Genomic DNA, 24,864 nt, shown 5'->3' with positions numbered 1-24,864 from the left:
CAGCTATAGATCCAGCAATATTATGCGTAAACCGGTAAGCGGGCGCAGATAGCCAGCACTTTCTGTTTCACACGCTCAATGACTGCTTCATCATTGATGTTATCCAACACATCACACATCCAGCCAGCCAGTTCGCGAGATTCCGCTTCTTTGAAGCCACGGCGGGTAATTGCCGGGCTACCGATACGCACGCCTGAAGTCACAAACGGGCTTCTCGGATCGTTAGGTACGCTGTTTTTGTTCACGGTAATATTTGCACGGCCCAAGGCGGCATCGGCGTCTTTACCGGTGATATCTTTATCCACCAGATCCAACAGGAACAGGTGGTTCTCAGTACCGCCAGAAACCACTTTATAGCCGCGATCCTGGAACACTGACACCATCGCTTTGGCGTTTTTAACTACCTGATGCTGGTAAATTTTGAACTCTGGTTCCATGGCTTCTTTCAATGCTACTGCTTTACCAGCAATAACATGCATCAATGGGCCACCCTGGTTGCCAGGGAAAACAGAAGAGTTCAGTTTCTTGTACAGGTCTTCATCACCGCCTTTCGCCAAAATCAGGCCGCCGCGTGGGCCAGCCAGGGTTTTGTGCGTGGTAGTGGTAACGACATGTGCATGTGGAACTGGGTTAGGATAAACGCCTGCAGCAACCAGACCTGCTACGTGAGCCATATCCACAAAGAACCATGCGCCGATGCTGTCAGCAATTTCACGCATTTTTGCCCAATCAACGATACCGGAATAAGCAGAGAAGCCACCGATGATCATTTTTGGTTTATGAATTTCGGCCTGACGCGCCAGATCTTCATAATCAATCTGACCAGATTCATCGATACCGTAAGGCACGATATTGTACAGTTTACCGGAGAAGTTAACCGGTGAGCCGTGGGTCAGGTGGCCGCCATGGGCCAGATTCATCCCCAATACAGTATCACCGGGTTGCAGCAATGCAGAGTAAACAGAGACGTTTGCCTGGGAACCGGAATGTGGCTGGACGTTGGCGTAATCGGCACCGAACAGCGCTTTAGCACGATCAATAGCCAATTGCTCAACAACGTCAACGTACTCACAACCACCGTAGTAACGCTTGCCTGGGTAACCTTCAGCATATTTATTCGTCAACTGAGAACCTTGCGCCTGCATAACGCGCGGGCTGGTGTAGTTCTCAGAGGCAATCAGTTCAATGTGCTCTTCCTGGCGCACCACTTCTTGCTCCATTGCATGCCATAAATCTGCATCATAATCGGCAATGTTCATTTCACGCTTTAACATCCGGCTCTCCTGACTTAGCTAACAAGTTATACCTAGTGGGCTACCCGTTTGGGTTCTAGCCCACAGTGTAAACTGTTTTCCCCTCGGTAAGATAGGTCTTGACAGAGGTTTTTACGCAAACGATTGGCTCCAGACGGTGTAAGGCTTTGAGCTGTTCAGACTTCATCCAATGCAACGGAATTATCCTCATATTCAACATGTGATTTTTTCACATTCTGTGAACTAACCCGTAAGAGTAATCGCTTATAAGTAGAATCTGCATTTACAAATTAGGGCACAATCTATAAGATGCATTTAAAATACATGTATTGATTTACACACAATAATACCCAACGTAATTCGCGTTGCAGCAAGGTCGCAAGCAACGGGCTCGTAAAGGCGAAGCCTGTAGATGGGCTAAGTAACGAGAGCAGGCTAACACTGCTGTGGCGCCAAGTACCAAGGGAATAAGGAGCACACCATGCTAGATAACCAAACCATCGCCACCGTTCAATCCACCATCCCGCTACTTGCCGCCACTGGCCCCAAACTCACTGCACACTTTTATGATCGCATGTTCGGGCACAACCCCGAGCTGAAGCACATTTTCAATATGAGCAATCAGTTTAATGGTGATCAGCGTGAGGCTCTGTTTAATGCGATTTGTGCCTATGCAGCCAATATCGATAATTTGGCGGCTCTACTTCCCGCCGTTGAGCGTATTGCCCAAAAACATACCAGCCTGAATATTCAACCAGAGCACTATGCCATTGTCGGTCATCATCTCATCAGTACGCTGGATGAAATGTTCTCCCCCGGCCAGGAAGTGTTAGATGCCTGGGGTAAGGCCTATGGTGTGCTGGCGGATGTTTTTATTCAGCGAGAAAGTCAGATTTATCAACAGGGGGAGGCCAGCACCGGTGGCTGGCGCACCTTGCGCCGTTTTCGCATCATCAAAAAAGAGATGCAGAGCGAGGTGATTTGCAGCTTTGTGTTAGCGCCGCAAGACGGTGGCCCTGTGCTGGATTTCAAACCGGGGCAATATCTGGGGATTTATATTGAAGATGAGCAACTTGAATATCAAGAAATCCGCCAATATTCCCTGACAGCAGCACCCAACGGTAAGACTTACCGTATTGCGGTGAAACGTGAAGAGCAAGGCACCGTTTCTAACTATTTACACCAACAACTGCACGAAGGGGATAGTGTGCGTATCGCTCCTCCTCGTGGCGATTTCTTTCTCGATATCTCACCAGAAACGCCTGTTGCACTGATTTCCGCTGGTGTAGGCCAAACCCCAATGTTGAGTATGCTCAATACCCTTCATGATAAGCAGCATGCTGCATCAATACATTGGCTGCATGCTGCTGAAAATGGCCGAGTACACGCATTTGCCAATGAAGTCGCGGCTATTGCACAGAATATGCCTAATCTTAGCCGCCACGTATGGTACCGCGCGCCCACCGCTCAGGATATTGCCGGTGAGGATTACCACAGCCAGGGGCTGATGGATCTCAGTTCACATCAGTGGCTGGCAGCCGATCCCAATAGACATTATTATTTCTGTGGCCCGCTGGCATTTATGCAATTTGCTGGCCGACAGTTATTGGCGCAAGGGATCGCACCTGCACATATTCATTATGAATGTTTCGGCCCACATAAAGTCATATAATTATTGAGTTTCTCATGGAGAGGCTGCCGCGCCTCTCCTGCATTTCCGTTCAAAAAACACCTCTAATTATTACGTTTAAATTTGGCGCAATGTGATGTGTATCACATATATCCTGACTCATTATTGCCACGATGATACATTGGACAAGTGTGTCAATATCTATACAACTGAAAATTATCCGTATGGCTAAAATTACCCTCTTACTATTTATTACCCGCTAACATCATTAACTATCGGGTGAAATAAGGCTGAATTGACCTACCATGAGTAAGAAATTCATAAAAAAGGAAGGGTTGGCATTGGTATCAATAGCGCGCTATTTAATTGGTGAGCGCTCTGGTAATCGGCTTAAAACCATTGATGAATTATCAGAAGATTTTGGTATCTCCGTCGGTGTAGTTCAGCACGCATTAAAAGTTTTGGAAGCTGATGGGGCTATCGTCGTTGAGCGTCGAGGTCGTAATGGTACTTTGCTTATTGACCTCAATATGTCGCAGCTACTGCAACAAGCTGATTTGGGTAACATGGTATGTGCCATGCCGCTGCCTTATACCAAGCTTTATGAAGGGCTGGCCAGCGGTTTAAGAGAACAATTTACCCTACTCCCGCTCTATTTTGCCCATATGCGGGGGGCCGAAGTGCGTATCGAATGCCTAATAGACGGTGTTTACGATATGGCCGTTGTGTCGCATCTGGCAGCGAAAAGTTATCTGAACGAAGGGAAAGTATCACTGGCATTAAATCTGGGAAACGGCTCTTACGTGGATGGCCACCAGCTTATTTGCCGCCCTGGTGAACAGCACAAAATCCGGCGGGTAGGATTGGACCCGCGCTCGCCCGACCAATGTTTACTGACTGACATTAAATTTTCTGGTCAACCCATTGAACGGGTTGAATTACCTTATAGCGACTGTATCGCACATATTAGCCGTGGTGATATTGATGCAGCTATTTGGAACCTGGCTGAAGATATTCCTCATGAACATTTGCAGGCGATAAAATTACAAGGCGATGAGCGTTATATTCAGGCATCTCAGGCGGTGATCCTAACCAGGCCAGATAACCATCCGATTAAATTATTACTGGAAAAAGGCATTAATGAAGCATTGTTGCTGCACCATCAGCGGGCAGTACAGAAGGGCGAGATAGAACCTCGCTATTAATATTACTTACCTGGCTGCAAGCTAAGCCGTTTTCAGGAGGCCTACTCTTTGGCAAATTGTATTGATGCGCGTCTTAATATTCTGTGTCAATCAGGGGTTATCGATACTGATATTGGTCAAGGTTTAGATCAAGTTATCAACCGGTTAGAAAATTTTTGGCAGTTACCCGCCAGGGGTGAGCAGGGCATTATGGCCATTACGCATATGGCGAATGCATTAATGCGTACCCGCCGGGGCGAAGAGATCCATGCTTTGGATCCGGCGATATTAGCGGAAATTACCCAAAGTGAAGAGATTCACTATATCCGTGAAATCAATCAGGATTTATTGGCCTATTTTTCACTAAAACCGGCAGAAAACGAAATAGGATATTTACTCGCTAACCTTTACGGTCTATACATTTCTAGTGATATGCCCCCATTGCGCTGAAACAGCGCTTAGCGGGATGCGTTGTTGAACAACTAATATCAGAGTCTTTTTTTAGTAAATATTCAAAATAATAATAATTAAACAAAATAATTCTGCCTCAGGGAGTTAGGACATCAAATGTTTTTAAAAACCCTTTTAAAACAAAATACCAAATTAATCGATGCCGCTATCTCCTACTGGCAACAGGGGGAAATCTATCCAGATAGTTATGTTATTGACGTGGAACAAACTGAAGCTAATGCCCGTTTACTGGTTGCAACGGCCAATCGATACCAGATAAAACTGTATCTGATGAGTAAGCAGTTCGGGCGTAATCCTGAACTATGCCGCCGCCTGCTGGCATGCGGTTTTCAGGGAATGGTCGCGGTCGATTTTAAAGAGGCGCGGCAGTTATACCGCCATGCTATTCCTGTCGCCCATGTGGGTCATTTAGTGCAGCCGCCCTCAGCAATGGTAGCGTCGATAGTGCGCCAGCGGCCAGAAGTGATTACCGTTTTCTCATTGGAGAAGGCACGGGAGGTCTCTCAAGCCGCCCACCACCAACATCATATCCAACCGCTGATGCTGAAAGTATTTCAACCCGGTGATTTGCTGTATGCCGGGCAGGAAGCCGGTTTCGCATTAGAGAATTTACCCGCAACCATTGCTGCGATCAATGAAATGCCAGCGGTGCGCCTGGTCGGAATAACACACTTCCCTTGTATGTTGTATGATCCCCTATCACGGCAGACCTTACCGACGGCCAATATGCACACTTTACTGGCCGCCCGCGATATCCTACTGACGCAAGGCATTAGCCTTGAGCAAATCAACGCCCCTTCGGCCACCAGTTGCACTACCCTACCCCAATTAGCCCAGCTAGGCGTGACACACAGTGAACCTGGGCATGCACTCACCGGCACCATTCCCGCCAATCAGCATGGTAACCAACCTGAACAGATTTCCATGCTTTATCTGTCGGAGATTTCGCATCATGTCGCTGATAGCAGCTATTTTTTTGGCGGAGGTTATTATCGCCGTGGTCATTTGCAAAACGCATTGGTCTGGCATGGCAACCGCTTCACTCAAAGCGTAGTATCACCGATGGAAGATAGCAGTATCGATTACTGTCTGCGTTTGGCGGGTAAATTCCCCATTGGCAGCCCGACCATCATGAGTTTCCGCACGCAGATATTTGTTACCCGCAGCGACGTAGTATTGATTGATGGAATTCAGAGTGGCAAGCCCCGTCTACTGGGCTGTTACGACAGTCTGGGTAATCAGCTCAGGTAAAACAAGAAGCCAACGCTTTAGCCCTGGTAATATGTTCTCGTGATACTCTTATTGAATAATAGGGTTAATAAACCATATTGTTGCTGTACTGATTAATAAAACTGCCGATATAGTAGTGTCATTATCGTAAGCGATATTAATGAAATCAATCATCCTGCAATAAAAGACTGTCGATATCCGGGTGAACTTTGGCCCCTATACCGCCCTTCGTCGGAGCCTACTCGATGATCAATCCCAATGGATACACCTACGCACACGAACATCTCCACATTGACTTGTCTGGCTTCAAAAATAATCTGGACTGCCGCTTGGATCAATATCAGCCAATTTGTGACGAAATGCGTGAACTGGTGAGTAAAGGGGTGGTAAACATCGTCGAAGTGACCAACCGTTACATGGGTCGTAACCCTCAGTTTTTATTGAATCTGATGCATGACAGTGGCATAAATATCATCGCATCAACCGGTTACTACACCGACAGTTTCTACCCGCCGAAGGTGCGTACAAGTACCGCACAGCAATTGGCACAAACCATGATTGATGAGATCGAGACAGGTATTGATGGCACCGCACTGAAAGCGGGCATCATTGCTGAGATAGGCACCAGTGAGGGGGTGATTACCCCTGATGAAGCAAAAGTCTTTCATGCCGCAGCACTGACTCACCATGCAACTGGCCTGGCCATCTCAACCCATACCAGTTTCAGTACCATGGGGTTGCAGCAAATTGATCTACTCAAACAACATGGTGTACCACTTGATAGAGTGGTCATCGGCCATTGTGACCTGAAAGAACAGCCTGATCTTATTGTGCAAATGATCGATAGGGGCGTATATGTCCAATTCGATACCATCGGTAAAAATAGTTATTTCCCGGACCAACGTCGGGTCGCGATGTTACTGACGTTGGCTGAACGCGGGTTGCTGGATAGAGTCATGCTATCGATGGATATCACCCGCCGTTCACATTTAAAAGCGAATGGCGGCAGCGGGTTTAGTTATTTAGTTGATTCGTTTGTTCCCATGTTACTGGCCGCAGGGATTTCCCACGCTCAGGTGGAAATGATGTTGCGCCACAATCCTAATAAATTTTTCGCCACGCAAGGAAAGTGATTATGAAGAAGATTGGCATTGCCGGGCTGCAACGAGAGTTAATACGCGAAATGATCGAGCAGACGGCACCGAATACCTTTGAGACATTTATTCTCTCGGACATGGATGCGGCTATCAAAGTGAAAGAAGGCCAGTTGGACTATTATATCGGAGCCTGTAACACCGGAGCCGGAGCAGCATTGTCGATGGCTATCGCGATTATCGGTTATAACAAAAGCGCCACTATCGCCAAACCTGGCATCAAAGCTAAACCTGAGCAAATAGCGAAGTTGGTGACCGATGGCAAAGTGGCATTTGGCTTATCCGTCGAACATATTGAACATGCAATCCCACTGCTTATTACACAGTTGCGCTAAGGGGAGACCACCGTGGATTATATTCATATAGTTGTGGTTGCTCTACTAACAGGGATGACCGCGCTGCTTTCTCACCGTTCCGTTGCCGTGTTCCATGATGGCATCCGCCCTATTTTGCCACAGTTGGTTGAAGGTAATATGAGCCGCCGTGAAGCGGGTAGTATCGCTTTCGGTCTGAGTGTGGGTTTTATCGCCTCAGTCGGTATCTCATTTACCCTTTCGACCGGCTTACTTAACTCCTGGTTACTGTTTTTGCCGACTGACATCATTGGTGTGCTGGCAATCAATAGCTATCTGGCATTCGCACTGGGGGCCGCGTGGGGTATTTTGGCCCTTACCAGCTTACCGGCGGTTAATACTGCGCTCACCTCATTGCCAGTGAATTTTATCGGCTCTCTGGGGGAGTTGAGTAGCCCGGTGATCTCAGCCTTCGCCCTGTTCCCATTGGTGGCTATTTTCTATCAGTTTGGCTGGAAAACTGCGGTTATTTCCGCCTTTATCGTGCTGCTAACCCGGCTACTTATTATCCGCTTCACCGGGTTGTTCCCTGAATCAATTGAAATTTTTGTCGGTATGATCCTGCTTATCGGCATTGCTATTGCTCAAGACTTACGGGCAAAAAACCACTTGGGGGGTGGTGGCGGGCACTCTGTATTTGAAGAGCGAACCCAGCGAATTATTAAGAACTTACCGATGCTGGCGGTGGTGGGTGGATTAATTTCAGCCGTCGCCAGTATGAAGATTTTTGGTGGTAGCGAAGTGTCCATTTATACACTGGCAAAAGCTTACGCACCGGGCATCACGCCGGAAGAGTCATTGGCATTAATCCATCAGGCGTCGCTGGCTGAGTTTATGCGTGGCCTCGGATTTGTGCCGCTGATTGCCACCACGGCGCTGGCGACCGGTGTTTATGCCGTTGCTGGTTTCACTTTTGTGTTTGTGGTCGGTTATCTGGTCCCCAACCCCTTGCTGGCGGGGATAATAGGCGCGGTGGTGATATCACTGGAAGTGCTGATGCTGCGTTCAATCGGAAAATGGTTAGGCCGCTTCCCATCAGTACGCAATGCGTCTGATAATATCCGTAACGCCATGAACTTGCTGATGGAATACGCGCTGTTAATCGGGGCAATTTTTGCATCGATCAAAATGGCGGGTTATACCGGTTTCACCATCACCACCGCCTTATATTTCCTGAATGAAGCCATTGGTCGCCCGGTGATGAAGATTGCCGCACCAGTGGTGGCGGTGATTCTTGCCGGTATCGTGCTGAATCTATTCTATTGGCTGGGGTTATTTGTTCCAGCATAAATCCTTGGTACTTGACGTTGCAGGGGGGTCGCTTGCGGCCTACCTGCAACACCAAGTACGTCGAATTTAGGGGTAAAAAAAGCCCGCTGGTGGAAACGGGCTTATTATCACGTCAATAGGTGGGGAAATGTACCGAATGGGTCGTAGCAGTGTACACCGCCGGAGTGCCCATCGGTGCAGTCGCCAAATTTAAATCGCTTCTTCGTCTTGCTCACCGGTACGGATACGCACCACGCGTGAGACATCAAATACAAATATTTTGCCATCGCCGATTTTGCCGGTCTGGGCGGTTTGCATAATCGCTTCAACGCAGGTATCGACAATATCGTCAGCAACCACAATTTCTATTTTTACTTTTGGTAGGAAATCCACCATATACTCAGCGCCACGGTACAGTTCGGTGTGCCCTTTCTGGCGGCCAAAACCTTTTACTTCTGTCACTGTCATCCCGGTGATACCGACTTCAGCCAGTGCCTCACGGACATCATCCAGTTTGAATGGCTTAATAATCGCGTCAATTTTTTTCATGGTGAATCCCTGTTTTACCAATTCTTGCGGCCAAAGCCTGATGTAATCGGATAGCGTCTATCTTTACCAAAATTGCGGGCGGTAATACGTGGCCCGACAGCCGACTGACGCCGCTTATATTCATTGATATCTACCAGGCGGATGACCTTACGCACGATAGCTTCATCAAAACCGTCTGCGACCAAATCAGCCACCGACTTATCCTGCTCGACGTACCCTTCGAGAATAGCGTCCAAAATATCATAAGGTGGCAGACTGTCCTCATCTTTCTGATCAGGAGCCAGCTCGGCAGACGGTGGGCGAGTAATCACCCGCTGCGGAATCACATAAGAGACGGTATTACGGTATTCCGACAGTTTAAATACCAGGGTCTTTGGCACATCTTTCAGCACATCAAAACCACCGGCCATATCACCGTACAGCGTGGCATAGCCTACCGCCATTTCACTTTTGTTACCGGTAGTTAATACAATACTGCGGCGTTTGTTAGACAAAGCCATTAACACGACACCACGGCAGCGTGCCTGTAGATTTTCTTCTGTCGTATCGCGGCCAGTACCGGCAAACATCGGTGCCAGTTGGCTCATAAAGGCATCAAACATCGGCTCGATGGACAGCACATCAAATTCAATACCGAGAATTTCAGCTTCTTCTTTAGCATCGGCAATACTGATATCGGCGGTGTAGCGGAACGGCATCATCAATGCCTGAACTTTATCTTTGCCCAACGCATCAACTGCAATCGCCAAGGTCAGCGCCGAGTCAATCCCCCCGGACAAGCCCAGCACTGCGCCATTAAACCCATTTTTTGTCACATAATCACGCACCGCCAACACCAGCGCTTCATACACTTGTGCTAATGGCGGTAACTCTGCGGCAGGGGCCGTCATGGGTACCACATTGCACTCATTCAATTGCAACATGGTGGTCTGTTCCGCAAAGGCCGCTAAACGATGCGTCATATTACCCGCCGCATCGAACACTTTGGAACAACCGTCAAAAATCAGCTCATCCTGCCCGCCAATCTGGTTGAGATAAACCAGTGGCAACCCAGTGCGCTGGCAGTGGCCTGCCATCAAAGTTTTACGAATATACGGTTTTTCACGGTTATATGGCGAAGCATTGATCGACAATATCACTTCTGCACCGGCAGCTTTAGCGGCATCTACCGGGCCATCGAACCATAAATCTTCACAAATAAGCAGCCCCAACCGGTAGCCATTAAGTTCCACGACACAGCTTTCATGGCCTGCGGAGAAGTAACGTTTCTCGTCGAACACGCCGTAGTTAGGCAATTGCTGTTTGAAATAGCGCCCCAGCAATTTGCCTTCCGCAAACAGGGACAATGCGTTATACAAGTTGCCCTCTTCACGCCACGGGTGCCCCACCAGCACCGCCGTCTGCTGTGTTGCCGCCTGCAAACGATCCAGTTGTGCTTCACAACGTTGATAGAAATCATCACGATACAGCAGATCTTCTGGCGGATAACCGGACAAAGCCAGCTCGGAGAACATAACCAGTGAAGCACCCGCCTTCTGCTGCTCATTTAAGGTTTGCAACATACGTTCCGTGTTGCCTTCAATATCGCCAACCAGCCAATTCAACTGGGCTAACGCAATGGAAAGTGATCTGCTCATTTGTGTTTAAACTCTATTTCAGCTTTATCAGGGAATAATTATTACCACTAACTCACAATAATTATTCTTTAAAATCATTGGCATCCAGCTCATGGCGCGACAACAACTTGTAAAACTCGGTACGGTTACGCCCTGCCATCCGGGCAGCCTGGGTCACATTACCTGTAGTGATTTGTAGCAACTTACGCAAATAATTCAATTCGAACTGATTACGGGCTTCAACAAAGGTCGGCAATGCCGTATTTTCCCCTTCCAGCGCCTGCTCAACCAGTGCCTCACTAATGACCGGAGCCGAGGTGAGTGCGACACATTGTTCAATCACGTTGACCAACTGGCGCACGTTACCCGGCCAACTGGCGGTCATTAACCGCTTCATGGCATCGGTTGAGAAACTGCGGACAAATGGCTTATGCCGCTTAGCTGATTCACGTAACAGATGATTAGCCAGTAGCGGGATATCTTCTGAGCGCTCATGCAGCGCCGGGATCTTCAGATTCACCACATTCAAACGATAGTAGAGATCTTCGCGGAATTCATTTTTTGCCATGGCTTTAGGCAAATCACGGTGGGTGGCTGAGATGACCCGCACATCGATGCTTAAATCACGGTTGCTGCCCAGTGGGCGCACTTTGCGCTCTTGCAACACTCGCAGTAATTTAACCTGTAAAGACAGTGGCATATCGCCAATTTCGTCTAAAAACAGCGTGCCGCCTTCTGCGGCCTGAAATAGCCCTTCACGGCTACTGACCGCACCGGTAAACGCACCTTTGGCATGGCCGAATAATTCAGACTCCAACAACTGTTCCGGCAATGCACCACAGTTAATGGCAATAAAGGCTTTTTTCGCCCGAGGGCTGGCAGCATGAATAGCTTGTGCCAGAACCTCTTTACCGGTTCCACTTTGCCCGATAATCAGCACACTAACGTCAGATTGCGCCACCATTTTAGCCTGCTCTAGCAAGCGCAACATAACCGGGCTGCGGGTCACTATCTCTTCACGCCAGGTATCATCACCGGCAGGAATAGAAAGCTCTAAAGCTGCATCAATGGCTTTATATAAAGCATCGCGATCAACGGGTTTGGTCAGGAAACTGAACACCCCTTGCTGGGTGGCAGCCACGGCATCAGGGATCGAGCCGTGGGCGGTCAGGATAATCACTGGCATGCCTGGCTGATGCTTCTGAATTTCCACAAACAGCGCCATGCCGTCCATTTCATCCATCCGCAAGTCACTGATAACCAAATCTATCTTCTCACGCATTAACAGGCGCAACGCTTCCTGGCCGCTTTCAGCCGTAGTGACATTAAACCCTTCGCTGGTTAAACGCATCCCCAGTAACTTAAGTAAGCTGGGGTCGTCATCAACCAGCAGTAGATTGGCCGGTTTGCGTGGCGTCATGAGATTCCTTATTGGTGGCAGGTGGTACATCCGTTGGGGGTACCACTGGCGGAGTATAAGTATCAGCCGGTTTTTCTACCGATTGCGGAGCCGGTTTAGTGTCAGCTTGAGGTGCTGTTGGTTTGGCTTCAACTGGCTTAGCTTCAACTGGTTTGGCTTCAACTGGTTTGGCTTCAACCGGTTTAGCTTCAACTGGCTTAGCTTCAACTGGTTTAGTTTCAACTGGTTTGGCTTCAACCGGTTTAGCTTCAACTGGCTTAGTTTCAACCGGTTTAGCTTCAACCGGTTTAGCCTCTACTGGCTTAGCTGCAACTGGTTTAGTCGCCTCAACTTTTGGCTGAGGTTTAGCCTCTACCGATTTCGGCACGATGGCTGATTTGCTATCTGCATCAGTATCTGGAATTTCATTCTGCAACTGCTTGCGTGTTGAAAGCTGCCGTTCGATATCAGTCAGGTTTTCTAACTTACGGGTGGTATCCAGCAAGTTATATTGCAACCGGGTCTGGCTTTCCCGCAGGCGATCAATCTGGGCGTCCGATTCGTCTTGTAAGCGCTGATAGCGAATGCGCTCTTCTGCCAGGGAGATGCGCAGCACCTGTTGCTCACGCCATAGCTGAATCAATGGGCGCACAGCCCCAGGGACGCTTTGGCTATAATTGTTTAAACGCTCAACCACTTGGCGACGTTCCGCCATTGTCGGCTCAGCACTGCTAACTAAAATGCCCTGCTTAAAGGCCGAAGGCCATGCCGTTACCGGTAGTGACTTCGCTAATACTCGTGCTTGAGTAGAACCCAAGCGTTCAGCACAATCCATTGCCCGTAGCCAGTAAAGGGAGTTCTCCAACGTCTCTTTATCATCAAGATCCCATAACACATCGCAAGATAAGGTCCGATAATCAACAATTTTCGTTTCCGGTATGACCATCTGTACTGCTTGTGAAAAACGGCTACTGGCTGGATTATCACTACATCCAGTGAGCAAAAGTGGAGCCAGCAACAAAGCTCGCCAAAAAATACCCATAGCAGATTTAGCCGCTGGCATCGCTGCCGCAGTTGATGTCGGACATGATAAAAAGACGGTCTTTTTAATAACGCTGCTCATAGACCTTTTGTACATTATTCATTCATTCTCGGCGGTTAGTGGCAATTCAACACGAAAGCAGACCGCAGCGTAATCAACGGCCACCAGTTGCAAGTCGCCCTGCATACGTCTGATGCAGTCCTGGGCAATACTCAGCCCCAATCCACTGCCTTTGACAGCCCCTTTTCGCTGGTGGCTTCCCTGATAAAAAGGCTCAAATATCATGGTTTCTTCAGAACGCGGGATCGGAGCCCCAGTATTGGCAATATCAATTTGTACGCGGTTATTCACCCGACGGCTGCGAATCCAAATGGTACCGGATTCCTCGCCATAGTGCACCGCATTGGAGTAGAGATTATCCAATACCCGCATTAATAGTGTCGGATCTGCCCAACAAATGTCCGCCTGAAGATCCGTTTCGGTGCGCAGAGCCTTGGCCCTTGCAGGTAAACTGTGGGCTGAAATAACATCCTCGACCATTTCTGCCAGCTCAACATTTTCATGTTCACCGGGGCCGTCTGCCAGTTTACGGTTATAGTCTAATAATTGCTCAATCAATAATTGCAAATGGCGGCTACTGTTATCAAGGATAGCCACAACTTCTTTTTGATCTTGCGTCAACGGCCCGGCAACCTCATCCGCTAACAATTCAGTCCCTTCGCGCATACTGGCTAATGGTGTTTTCAATTCATGAGAGATATGGCGCAAAAACTCGTGGCGTTGTGACTCTAACCACGCTAAGCGCTCGCTGAGCCAAATAATACGTTGTGCCAGTGATCGTAACTCGCGTGGCCCTTTAAACAGCGCAGTATTACCCAATGGCCGCCCTTCACCCAAGCGATTAATCATCCGCTCAATGCCTTTAACCGGCCCGATTATCATCCGAGTGAATAACACCACTAACAGTACGCTGACTAAAAACAGCAACAGGGATTGCCAACCAAAGAATTGCCCACGTTCGGCAATATCTTTTTGTAGTTGCTGACCACGGGAGAAAATCACATCGCGCGTTGCCTGTACCATCTCAGCATTCGAGCGGGAGAACTGCTCCAACAGCGTTGACGCACTTTGTTCCGGGCCACTGTTTTTACATTTAATATCAGAAAGTTGTGCCAGTAAACCGCTCAGGGTCTGATAGTAACGGGCATCTGGCAGGATAGGGGCGTGAGTATCAAGCATTTGAGCGTACTGTTTACGCTGATGCTGATATAACTTTGCCAGTGTTGCGTCACCTAATACGCAGTACTGGCGATAGCTACGCTCCATTTCGAGCGCCACACTGGTCATCGCCTCACTGCGCCGCGCATCTGCCAGCGTAGTACGATTAATGTCGGCCGCCTGCGTGCTTAGGTGGTCAAGGCTTTGATAAGCCTGATATGCCAGCACCAATAAAGGTAACAGCACCAACAGAAATGCCATGAGCACCAATTGACGTAAAGAACGGGGGAATAAACGCCATCTTTTCAACGAAATCATCTCATTACCTATCATTCTGTGGTGATGCTAACTGACTGCGTGAGGATTACAATGCTTGTGGCCCAATTACCCGTCATATTTTAAGTTGCAGGTGTGTTGATTGCACTCAATAACCCGAATCACTGACTGATGTCAGCTCTTGGGATTAATGAGCCTCATCCTTGAGGCTCACCCTGCGGGCTAGCAGAAATACTGTTCAAATCGGTTCCCGACCGATTTGTATCTCGTTTGTCGCCTGCCCACAACTTGAAATTCATTGGGTATGTACCAGGAACAATGTCTCTTGATTGAGATAAAAAAAAAGCACCTGGCTTTGAGCTAAGTGCTTTTAATTAAGGCTGCTTGTCCATATCGTCAGATATCATCATCAGACCTGCTTTTATTGTTATTTGCAGTAAAAACGGCGAGCTTAGCTTATCTTTGACCGTAATATACCCTGAATAATTCGTGAAGTATGGCGGGTATAGATGTGACAACGGGGCAATAAATTGCCCCGTCGCAGAATATGTGGATGCCCTTAAACATCGTCTCCAGTTTGATGAAGCCGAAGCAATCATCGGGAGGATGAGACGAATAGCATCCAAACATGTCCAAAATTGATGAACCATTCATCACAGCAGGACATAGGCGGTACCTCACTCAACGTGTCGTCCGATGTTTGATAAAGTGAATTCACACGATATCGGTTTGGTGGACGATAGGTACCAGTCTTAGGCATCATTCGATGGTTTATGAAGCGCATATTCCGCTTAATCGCGGGACTATCATAATAAGTTGAATGAGCAACTGTAAGTAATAATGCAGCTTGCGTGCCAAGTTTATCAAAAAAATATTAAACCAATGATTTAAAAAGAAAATAAAATAATTAAGAAGATTATCACCGAGGTGTCACCCGCCAGCTGTCATCAATTGCCGCTGTTTTGTCGTCTATTCACGACAGCAATCCCCTGATTAAATAAATATGATATAAATCAAATGTTTATATGTCTCCTATTTGAGACAGGTTATGGAGCTATTGTCGCAATTTACCGACAAAATAATAAAGTGATTTAGAATCAACAAGTTAAAAAGTCATGATGGCATTTAATTATCCGTGTATCTCTGGCTGCCTGTTATTCTTCCCTTTGGAAGCATGCTGTTTAAATCATTATTACTTTATAAATTATGATGTTTAATAACTCACAAGAATGAGTCACGTTGATTACTTGACTCAGGTACCGACAAGAAATTGCCAACGTACAGCAAAAGAAAACACTGGTAATGGTTTATGCCCATAAGGTGATTCACAGGTATCTGCCGTGGAGTTGCACAACTTATCATTAGGAAGGTACTCATATGAAAATCAGTCTTATGATTCTCGCCAACATTATGTTGATCAATTTATCTGTAATGGCACAACCTATAACCCTTGAAGATTTACGGGTAAAACCCATACTGATAAATAATAGTCATATTCTCACTGATAATTTTTCCGTACATGGCGTGCAAACACATTATTGGCTCGAAAACAGTTCGGGTGAGATACCGATGACGGTAACGACTCTTGATCACCTGCTAATTACGACCTATCTCTATGATCAATATGATGATGAGAAAACACAGACAGCGACACTTATCGATAATCGCTCTAAGAATATGACCTTGTTTTTAGTGAACTTGCCGCCTGGGAACTATCGATTAGTTGTTACAGGATTGGCAACTGACCACCAGATTTCTAGCAAAACCTTTCATATGACATTAGCGAATCAGACCTCGGGGTATGACTCAAGTTATTAAAGATAAATGAATATATCTTAAGCCCTTATCAGCATGCGTAAAAAAGGGGCATCAACTGATGCCCCTGTTATCACAATCAAGGCTGATTCACTTAACCCAATTGCTTACGCGCATTACGGAACATACGCATCCATGGGCTATCTTCGCCCCACTCTTCTGGATGCCATGAGTTACTGACCGTGCGGAAGACCCGCTCTGGGTGCGGCATCATTACTGTTGCCCGCCCATTGGCGCTAGTCACCGCAGTAATCCCGTGAGCTGAGCCATTCGGGTTAGCCGGATAAACCTCAGTCACTTCCCCCTGATTATTCACAAAGCGCAAAGCCACCAGATTGTTCTGCTCAAGCAGCGCCAGATGTGCCGCATCACGCACTTCAACCCGCCCTTCACCGTGTGAAACCGCAATAGGCAGGCGAGATCCGGCCATATCTTGCATAAACAGCGATGGGCTATTGGCCACTTCAACCAAACTGAAACGCGCTTCAAAGCGATCAGACAGGTTGCGGACAAAGCGTGGCCAATGTTCAGCCCCTGGAATAAGTTCACGCAGATTAGACATCATCTGACAACCGTTGCAGACCCCCAATGCCAATGTTTCTGGGCGATGGAAGAAGGCTTCAAACTCATCACGAACCCGGTTGTTAAACAGAATAGATTTCGCCCAACCTTCACCCGCGCCCAGCACATCACCGTAAGAGAAACCACCACAGGCCACTAAGGTCTGGAATGATTGCAAATCAGTTCGGCCGGCCAGCAGGTCACTCATATGTACATCGATTGCATCAAACCCGGCGCGATGGAAGGCGGCAGCCATTTCTACGTGGGAGTTAACACCCTGCTCACGCAATACGGCCACTTTTGGCCGAGCCTGCTTGATGATATAGGGTGCAGCGATATCTTTTGCAGGATCAAAGGTCAGTTGGACATTCAAGCCCGGATCAGTCTCAACCTGTTTAGCCTGATGCTCTTGATCAGCACAATCAGGGTTATCGCGCAGGCGCTGCATTTGCCAGGTGGTTTCTGCCCACCACAAGCGCAGAGTACTGCGTTTCTCGCGGTATACCACCTCAGTACCACTGAGAATATCGAAACTATCACCTGCAACAGCACGGCCCAGATAGTGAACACAGTTTGCCAGACCGTGATCTGCCAGCACTTTTTCCACTGCGGCACGTTGTTCAGCACGAACCTGAATCACCGCACCCAGTTCTTCATTAAACAGTGCCGCCAGCGCGTCATCACCCAAGGTGTGAATATCAACTTGCATCCCACAGTGACCGGCAAAGGCCATCTCAGCCAGTGTCACCAGCAAGCCGCCGTCAGAGCGATCGTGGTAGGCCAATAAAGCCTGAGAGGCTACTAAGCACTGCATCGCGTTAAAGAAGCCCGCCAGTTGCTGTACATCGCGCACATCAGCAGGTTTATCACCTAACTGACGGTAGACTTGCGTCAGTGCGGTTGCACCCAGCGCATTGTGGCCTGCACCTAAATCAATCAGTAACAGCGCGTTATCGCCTCTATCGGTGCGTAACTGTGGTGTCACTGTATGGCGAACATCCTCAACACGGGCGAAGGCAGTAATGACCAGAGAGAGCGGCGACGTCATTTCGCGCTGCTCATCACCTTCCTGCCAGCGGGTTTTCATCGACATAGAGTCTTTGCCCACCGGGATAGTAATCTCCAGCGCAGGGCATAGCTCTTCGCCCACCGCACGCACCGCGTCATACAAACCGGCATCTTCACCCGGATGACCGGCTGCTGACATCCAGTTAGCTGACAGTTTAATGCGTTTTAGTTCACCAATCTGAGTGGCTGCGATATTGGTCAGTGCTTCGCCTACCGCCAAACGGGCAGAGGCGGCAAAGTCCAGCAATGCCACTGGCGCACGTTCGCCCAATGACATCGCCTCACCATAGTAGCTGTCCAGACTGGCACTGGTGACCGCACAATCAGCCACCGGAATCTGCCACGGGCCAACCATTTGATCACGCGTCACCATACCGGTCACACTACGGTCACCAATGGTAATCAAGAAGGTTTTCTCTGCCACTGCCGGTAAATGCATCACCCGTTTGACCGCATCAGCGATGCTTATCTCAGCACGTTGCACTGCATCACCCTGCGCCTGAAGGCGGGTGACATCGCGCAGCATCTTCGGCGTTTTACCCAGCAAGACATCCAAAGGCATGTCAATTGGCTGATTATCGAAGTGGCGGTCATTCAGTGTCAGATGTTTTTCTGCCGTGGCTTCACCAATGACGGCATAGGGCGCACGTTCACGACGGCAAATTTCATCAAACTGAGCCATCTGCGCAGGGGCAACGGCCAGAACATAACGTTCCTGAGACTCGTTACACCACACTTCCAGCGGGCTCATGCCCGGCTCATCATTAAGAATGTCACGCAGTTCAAAACGGCCACCACGACCACCGTCGCTGACCAGTTCTGGCATGGCATTAGACAGCCCACCCGCACCGACGTCATGAATAAATAAAATCGGATTGTGATCACCTAACTGCCAGCAGCGGTCAATCACTTCCTGACAGCGGCGTTCCATTTCCGGGTTATCACGTTGTACTGAAGCAAAATCCAGATCTGCATCTGACTGGCCAGAGGCCATGGAAGAGGCCGCGCCGCCACCCAGACCGATATTCATTGACGGACCGCCGAGCACCACCAGCTTGGCACCGACTGTTATCTCGCCTTTTTGTACATGGTCGGCCCGAATATTACCGATCCCACCGGCCAACATGATCGGCTTGTGGTAACCACGTAACTCAGTGCCGTTATGACTATTGACGCGCTCTTCATAAGTACGGAAGTAGCCCAGCAGCGCCGGGCGACCAAATTCGTTGTTAAAGGCCGCGCCGCCCAGTGGGCCTTCGGTCATGATATCCAGTGCGGTCACAATGCGATCCGGCTTACCGAAATTCTCTTCCCACGGCTGTTCAAATCCGGGAATACGCAGGTTAGAAACAGAGAACCCCACCAAACCGGCTTTAGGTTTAGCGCCACGCCCGGTAGCACCTTCATCACGGATTTCGCCACCTGATCCCGTAGCGGCACCCGGCCAAGGTGAAATTGCCGTCGGATGGTTATGAGTTTCTACTTTCATCAGGATATGCGCAGCTTCCTGATGGTAACCATAAACGCCATTATCAGGTGCAGCAAAGAAGCGCCCGACCTGAGAACCTTCCATCACCGCCGCATTGTCTTTATAGGCTGACAACACGTAATCCGGTGTGTGTTCAAAGGTATTTTTGATCATTTTAAACAGTGTTTTAGGCTGAGAAACACCGTCGATTATCCAATCTGCATTAAAGATTTTATGGCGGCAATGCTCAGAGTTTGCCTGAGCAAACATATACAACTCAATATCCGTCGGGTTGCGCCCCAGGCCGGTAAAGGCAGCCAGCAAGTAGTCAATTTCATCAGGAGCAAGAGCCAGACCCAACTTAATATTGGCCTGCTCCAGTGCACTGCGGCCCTGCGCCAAGATATCCACCCGTTGTACTGGCGCGGGTTGATGATGAGAGAATAACTGCTCTGCTTGCTGCAAATCGGTGAATACCGTTTCCATCATGCGGTCATGCAGCAGCGCCGACAATTGTTGCCATTGGCTTTCATTCAGCTCTGGGCCTTGAATATAGAAGGCCAGACCACGTTCCAGACGCAGAACCTGTGGCAACGCACAGTTGTGCGCGATATCCGTCGCTTTGGAAGACCACGGAGAAATGGTCCCCGGCCTTGGCGTAACCAGTAACAAACGCCCTTCCGGTGCGTGTTCAGGGAGAGAGGGTCCATACTTAAGCAGCCGTTGGAGTCTGGCGTGTTCATCAGCACTTAACGGGGCGCTAACATCGGCAAAGTGAACATATTCGGCGTAGATATCACTCACTAAAAGGTGAGCATCCAGGCAACGGGACAGCAGTTTGGTAATGCGAAAAGCCGACAAAGCGGGCGAACCACGCAGTATTTCCATAATCTAAGTTTCTCTCTCTTCGAAGCGACTGGAACAGCACTTCATTGGGCGCAGCATTTATTGGCGCAAAACAGGGGAAAACGCGCGCCATTATAGTGAATCTAAACCTCCGACGAAACCGTTTGCGTAGCTATTATTAATAATTGCGTCAGAAATTGTCGTTATCTCTAGAAGATGAATAGCAGATAAATAAGCTCGCAATAAAGTTGCACACTGACGATTTGTTGCGCAAAATGCCACTCCACTGGGGATTTAACCATGTCGATTCTTACTTCACAACACACACATAAAGAGCGCTGCCGAGAGATAACTATTTGACGCGCATAAAATTAAATTACTTTGTTATCGGTGTAGTTGCCTTACTTCTGGCCCTCGCGCTGTGGCCCAATATTCCCTGGCGCAGTAGTCAAGAAGGACAACTAGACCGTATAAAAGCCCGTGGCGAGCTACGTGTTAGCACGATTAGCTCACCACTTATCTACTTCACCGGAAAGGATGGCCCTTCCGGTCTTGACTACGAGCTAGCCAAACGTTTTGCCGACTATCTGGGGATTAAGCTAGTCATTACCCCGCATCATAATATTGATGACTTGTTTGATGCACTTGATAGCGATGATGCAGACATGCTGGCTGCCGGGCTAATTTATAACCGTGAGCGTCTTAATCGGGCGCGTACCGGCCCTGCCTATTATTCAGTCTCGCAACAATTAGTATATCGACTGGGTAAACCACGGCCAAAATCATTCAGTGATCTGAAGGGTCAGTTGATTGTCGCCTCTGGTTCAGCCCATATGACCACCCTCAAACAACTTAAGCAGAGCAAATATCCCGATCTTAACTGGGGATCATCCATTGATCGTTCTGGTAAAGAGTTACTGGAACAGGTCGCGGACGGCAAACTTGACTATACCTTGGGTGATTCGGTGACAATCGCCCTACTGCAACGCATCCACCCGCAGTTGGCGGTTGCTTTTGATGTCACAGATGAAGAGCCAGTCACCTGGTATTTCCAAAAGGGGGATGATGACAGCCTGTATGCCGCAATGCTCGATTTCTACAGCCAGATGGTTGAAGACGGCAGTCTGGCACGGCTGGAAGAAAAATATCTCGGCCATGTCGGTAGCTTTGATTATGTCGATACCAAAACATTCCTCTCAGCCATCGACAGTGTGTTGCCCGCTTTCCAATCCTTGTTTGAAAAACATGCCGGGGAAATTGACTGGAAACTGCTGGCAGCAATTGCTTATCAAGAATCCCATTGGAACCCGCAAGCCACCTCGCCCACTGGCGTGCGCGGTTTGATGATGCTAACCCGCGCCACAGCAGATGGTTTAGGGGTTAAAGACCGGGTTGATCCTGAGGAAAGCATTAAAGGCGGTTCCATTTACTTGCAGCGGTTGATGCAAAAAGTGCCGGAGACCATTCCAGAAGATGAGCGTATCTGGTTTGCGCTGGCCGCCTATAATCTGGGTTATGGCCACATGCTGGATGCTCGTCGCCTGACTAAAAATCAGAATGGTAATCCAGACAGTTGGGTTGATGTAAAAATGCGTTTACCCATGTTGAGTCAAAAACGCTACTACCCAAGCACCACCTATGGTTACGCCCGTGGTCATGAGGCTTATAACTATGTCGAAAACATCCGTCGTTATCAGGTCAGTCTGGTGGGATATTTGCAGGAAAGAGAGAAAAAAGCAGCCCAACATGCCGCTATCGAAGCAGAACTGGGTAAAGCTTATCCCGTTGTCGGCCCAGGCTGGTCAATCAATAACTAAGATGCTGCCAGCAGTGGCTCCGTAGAGGGAGAGGCCCACGGATGGGCCGAGTCATGGCTGACGGGTAGAGGCTTGCTGCGCGAGTTTCAACGCCTTTTGCTGCTCACGCCGTAGGCGGAAAAAAGCACTTAATTGGTGGGAACACGTCTCTGCCAGTACCCCAGCACTGACCTCTATTTGATGATTCATCCCCGGATGGTGCAAGATATCCACCAGCGAACCGGCAGCACCGGTTTTTAAATCATTGGCCCCATAGACCAAGCGACGGATCCGGCTGTGTATCATGGCTCCGGCACACATTACGCATGGCTCTAGCGTCACATATAGCGTGGCTTCCAGCAGGCGATAATTCTGCACCACCTGTCCACCTTGCCGTAGCGCCATGATTTCTGCATGAGCGGTAGGGTCGTTATCGCGAATAGATTTATTCCACCCTTCACCAATAACCTGATTACCCAGCACCAAAACCGCACCTACCGGGACTTCCCCCTCATTCTGCGCCCGCAGAGCCAGCGTCAACGCCCGCTGCATCCAGTACTCATCACTGTATTCAGCAGGTGAATCAAATTCAGAAGACAAACTTTTATCAGCAGACACATAAACCTCTCTGGTACTTTGGCGGCGTGCATTATACACAGCCAGCGACAACCGCTATACCCGTTATCTCCAATATAAAGTAGCTCAGTCCATAATGATCAGTTAATGTTCCGGCAGGATAGAAATATGAGAAGGCAAACACATGAAACTCAGTAAGAAAAATGCCGCTGTCGTGCGTAAAACCCTGAGTGGATGGGCCAGTGAAGGCGTTATCCCTGAGGAAGAGCATCAACGTCTGTTACAGAATATCGATATTCAACCTTTTGACTGGCGCAGATTAGCCGGTTACGCCTTTCTTGCTGCACTGGCTTCGCTGGTTATCGCCATTGGCAGCCTGATGGCTGATACTTTCCTGCTCAACTGGATAAGCCAGTTTTTCCGCTTCGATCCCCCGGTACGGGTGGTAGTCACTGCGATATTGGCCGCCGCTTTTTACGGTTGGGGCTTTAACCGCCGCCGGCGAGACGCCAGTAAGATCTACAGTAATGAGGCCGTACTCTTTCTCGGCGTAATATTTACCGCAGCCGCCATCGGCCAACTCGGCGTGTGGCTGGATAACGGTAGTGGGCGCATTTCAGTATTACTGCTTTTGGGTACCGTCATCTACGGTGTCGTGGGCTGGTTTGGCCGTGCGCCGTTGGTATGGCTGTTTGCCTTGCTGTCACTGGGTAATGCGTTTGGGGCGGAAACCGGTTATCTGTCCGGTTGGGGAGCTTACTGGCTGGGAATGAGCTACCCGATACGCTTTATTGCTTTTGGCCTGCTACTTTGTGCAGCGGCACTGACATTACAACCACAGTTGGCACAACGCAGGCTAGATAGGGTATCACAGGCGATGGGGCTGCTTTATCTGTTTATTGCCCTGTGGTTATTGTCTATTTTTGGCAATTACGGTGACCTGGACTATTGGTACCAAGTGCGCCAGATCGAGTTGCTGCATTGGAGCCTACTGTTTGCTATTGCTGCCAGTGTGGCTATTTGGCTAGGACTAAAGCGCGATGATGCTATGTTACGCGGGTTTGGCCTAACGTTTCTAGCCATCAACTTATATACCCGTTTCTTTGAGTTCTTCTGGGATGCGATGCCGAAAACTATTTTCTTCCTGCTGCTCGGCATCAGCTTGTGGTTATTGGGCCGACATGCCGAGCGCATATGGCGGCTTGGCCACCATGACAATGACGTCACCCACTAAAATCCAAACCGCTTAACGTGGCGAATGACTTCAATGGACGTTTATTCTAATTGCTGTAATTCGCCGCTTTTACTGACCCGCCAGCGATGCTCGCAAAAATACAATAGCGGGTTATCCTGCTTACTGTCCGAGTATCCGCTATAAAGTTTCAGCGGTGATCCCAAACGCTGTTCCAGTTGCACCACTTTCTCTGGCCCCAAACAGCGTAAAGGTAGCACCCAACCGCCATGACGCCGCGCCATGCGGCTACCGACCAGCCGCAAACGGTGAATAAATGTAGAATCATGATAAACCTGTTCCACCAGCCGTTGCGGCGAGCCGGTTATCAACCATACCTGTACGTCATGACTCTCCAAATATTGGCGCAAACGCATCACGACCACGGGAAATTCCGTCACTTTCTGGCGAAAATCATTCACAAAACGTAATTCCAGATCGTTCAAATGCGCTTCGCGCCGACCGAAGGTTATCGCCCACAGTAACAGGCTCATAGGCCAACGAGCGCAACGGCCTCCCGCCAGCAATCCCAGCCCAATCACCGGTAATAATGGGACCACCAGCAACAGATTTAGCGGCAAATGTCGCAACAGAAAACGCAAAAAACTGCCGAACATGTCCTGTTGATGCAACGTGCCATCCAGATCAAAGAAGACAATGCGTTTGGCACTTGTTGATGGTGCCTCAGCCGTCCCCTCGCACTTATTGCCAGCATGCTTAAAGGTTGATGTAGCCTGCTCTGCGCTCAAACGTTACTCCTCAGGGTCATTGAATCCCATAAACCAGGTAAATATAAAGCTTACGAGTATGGTGACAACCATCGTAGCTAAATACAACATCACTTTGCCTGTGGCACCAG

At 48.8% G+C, this 24,864-nt stretch carries 19 protein-coding genes and 1 pseudogene; 10 read left to right on the top strand and 10 right to left on the bottom strand.

Annotated features, from left to right (window positions below):
* Positions 1-20: 20 nt before the first annotated feature.
* Positions 21-1,274, bottom strand: a complete 1,254-nt coding sequence (gene glyA / locus A6J67_RS09175; protein WP_042568425.1) for a serine hydroxymethyltransferase — start codon at positions 1,272-1,274, stop codon at positions 21-23.
* Positions 1,275-1,734: 460 nt separating this feature from the next.
* Here glyA and hmpA point away from each other — a divergent pair, with 460 nt between their 5' ends.
* The 7 genes from hmpA (at position 1,735) to A6J67_RS09140 (ending at position 8,565) form a co-directional block, all read left to right on the top strand.
* Positions 1,735-2,925 (top strand): NO-inducible flavohemoprotein, encoded by a 1,191-nt coding sequence (gene hmpA, locus A6J67_RS09170; protein ID WP_050073491.1) that lies wholly within the window; start codon positions 1,735-1,737, stop codon positions 2,923-2,925.
* 263 nt (positions 2,926-3,188) lie between these two features.
* Positions 3,189-4,088 carry a GntR family transcriptional regulator YhfZ gene (gene yhfZ, locus A6J67_RS09165; RefSeq protein WP_005192736.1) on the top strand — a complete coding sequence of 300 codons (900 nt, stop codon included), beginning with the start codon at positions 3,189-3,191 and terminating at the stop codon, positions 4,086-4,088.
* Positions 4,089-4,136: 48 nt separating this feature from the next.
* The gene (locus A6J67_RS09160; RefSeq protein WP_005192739.1) at positions 4,137-4,517 is read left to right on the top strand and encodes a PRD domain-containing protein; all 381 of its coding nucleotides are present in this window, start codon (positions 4,137-4,139) and stop codon (positions 4,515-4,517) included.
* A gap of 117 nt (positions 4,518-4,634) precedes the next feature.
* Positions 4,635-5,789, top strand: a complete 1,155-nt coding sequence (locus A6J67_RS09155) for a YhfX family PLP-dependent enzyme (RefSeq protein ID WP_050296785.1) — start codon at positions 4,635-4,637, stop codon at positions 5,787-5,789.
* A 224-nt stretch (positions 5,790-6,013) separates the two neighbouring features.
* A complete protein-coding gene (locus A6J67_RS09150; RefSeq protein ID WP_042568428.1) occupies positions 6,014-6,901 on the top strand; it encodes a phosphotriesterase-related protein in 888 nt (295 codons plus the stop codon).
* Positions 6,902-6,903: 2 nt separating this feature from the next.
* A complete protein-coding gene (locus A6J67_RS09145; protein ID WP_005192751.1) occupies positions 6,904-7,257 on the top strand; it encodes a DUF2620 domain-containing protein in 354 nt (117 codons plus the stop codon).
* Between the two features lie 12 nt (positions 7,258-7,269).
* On the top strand, positions 7,270-8,565 hold the full coding sequence (locus A6J67_RS09140) for a YhfT family protein (RefSeq protein ID WP_074010342.1): 1,296 nt from the start codon (positions 7,270-7,272) through the stop codon (positions 8,563-8,565).
* Positions 8,566-8,754: 189 nt separating this feature from the next.
* Here the strand turns inward: A6J67_RS09140 and glnB are convergent, their stop codons facing one another.
* From glnB to A6J67_RS09115, 5 genes are all read right to left on the bottom strand, one after another.
* Positions 8,755-9,093: a nitrogen regulatory protein P-II gene (glnB, locus tag A6J67_RS09135; protein WP_002231018.1), complete on the bottom strand. Its 339-nt coding sequence runs from the start codon at positions 9,091-9,093 to the stop codon at positions 8,755-8,757.
* Between the two features lie 14 nt (positions 9,094-9,107).
* Positions 9,108-10,730, bottom strand: coding sequence for an NAD+ synthase (locus A6J67_RS09130; protein ID WP_005192759.1), 1,623 nt, complete (start codon positions 10,728-10,730; stop codon positions 9,108-9,110).
* 61 nt (positions 10,731-10,791) lie between these two features.
* Positions 10,792-12,129: a two-component system response regulator GlrR gene (gene glrR, locus A6J67_RS09125; RefSeq protein ID WP_032907964.1), complete on the bottom strand. Its 1,338-nt coding sequence runs from the start codon at positions 12,127-12,129 to the stop codon at positions 10,792-10,794.
* Positions 12,092-13,171 (bottom strand): two-component system QseEF-associated lipoprotein QseG, encoded by a 1,080-nt coding sequence (gene qseG, locus A6J67_RS09120; RefSeq protein WP_080608476.1) that lies wholly within the window; start codon positions 13,169-13,171, stop codon positions 12,092-12,094. Before qseG ends, glrR begins: the two co-directional genes overlap by 38 nt.
* Before the next feature lie 78 nt (positions 13,172-13,249).
* Positions 13,250-14,686, bottom strand: a complete 1,437-nt coding sequence (locus tag A6J67_RS09115) for a sensor histidine kinase (RefSeq protein ID WP_032907966.1) — start codon at positions 14,684-14,686, stop codon at positions 13,250-13,252.
* 1,335 nt (positions 14,687-16,021) lie between these two features.
* Here A6J67_RS09115 and A6J67_RS09110 point away from each other — a divergent pair.
* The gene (locus tag A6J67_RS09110) at positions 16,022-16,462 is read left to right on the top strand and encodes a hypothetical protein (protein ID WP_050288391.1); all 441 of its coding nucleotides are present in this window, start codon (positions 16,022-16,024) and stop codon (positions 16,460-16,462) included.
* Positions 16,463-16,553: 91 nt separating this feature from the next.
* On the opposite strand, the gene purL is transcribed toward A6J67_RS09110, so the two are convergent.
* Positions 16,554-20,444, bottom strand: coding sequence for a phosphoribosylformylglycinamidine synthase (purL, locus tag A6J67_RS09105; RefSeq protein WP_080608144.1), 3,891 nt, complete (start codon positions 20,442-20,444; stop codon positions 16,554-16,556).
* Between the two features lie 314 nt (positions 20,445-20,758).
* Here purL and mltF point away from each other — a divergent pair, with 314 nt between their 5' ends.
* Positions 20,759-22,219, top strand: coding sequence for a membrane-bound lytic murein transglycosylase MltF (gene mltF, locus A6J67_RS09100; RefSeq protein WP_080608143.1), 1,461 nt, complete (start codon positions 20,759-20,761; stop codon positions 22,217-22,219).
* Between the two features lie 51 nt (positions 22,220-22,270).
* Here the strand turns inward: mltF and tadA are convergent, their stop codons facing one another.
* Complete coding sequence (tadA, locus tag A6J67_RS09095; RefSeq protein ID WP_032907019.1) at positions 22,271-22,855, bottom strand: tRNA adenosine(34) deaminase TadA; 585 nt, start codon at positions 22,853-22,855, stop codon at positions 22,271-22,273.
* 103 nt (positions 22,856-22,958) lie between these two features.
* Here tadA and A6J67_RS09090 point away from each other — a divergent pair, with 103 nt between their 5' ends.
* Positions 22,959-24,008 (top strand): hypothetical protein, encoded by a 1,050-nt coding sequence (locus tag A6J67_RS09090; protein WP_050084691.1) that lies wholly within the window; start codon positions 22,959-22,961, stop codon positions 24,006-24,008.
* Between the two features lie 41 nt (positions 24,009-24,049).
* Here A6J67_RS09090 and yfhb read toward each other — a convergent pair whose 3' ends face one another.
* Positions 24,050-24,664, bottom strand: a complete 615-nt coding sequence (yfhb, locus tag A6J67_RS09085; RefSeq protein WP_072088778.1) for a phosphatidylglycerophosphatase C — start codon at positions 24,662-24,664, stop codon at positions 24,050-24,052.
* 93 nt (positions 24,665-24,757) lie between these two features.
* Positions 24,758-24,856, bottom strand: a pseudogene (locus A6J67_RS23660) (PTS N-acetylmuramic acid IIB subunit / PTS N-acetylmuramic acid IIC subunit); the annotation flags it as partial.
* Positions 24,857-24,864: the final 8 nt, after the last annotated feature.

Origin of the sequence: Yersinia sp. FDAARGOS_228 (assembly GCF_002073315.2) — a bacterium.
Classification (GTDB): Bacteria; Pseudomonadota; Gammaproteobacteria; order Enterobacterales; family Enterobacteriaceae; genus Yersinia; species Yersinia intermedia.
The sequence above is the reverse complement of the archived record's forward strand: the minus strand, read 5'-3'. Positions and strand labels throughout refer to the sequence as shown.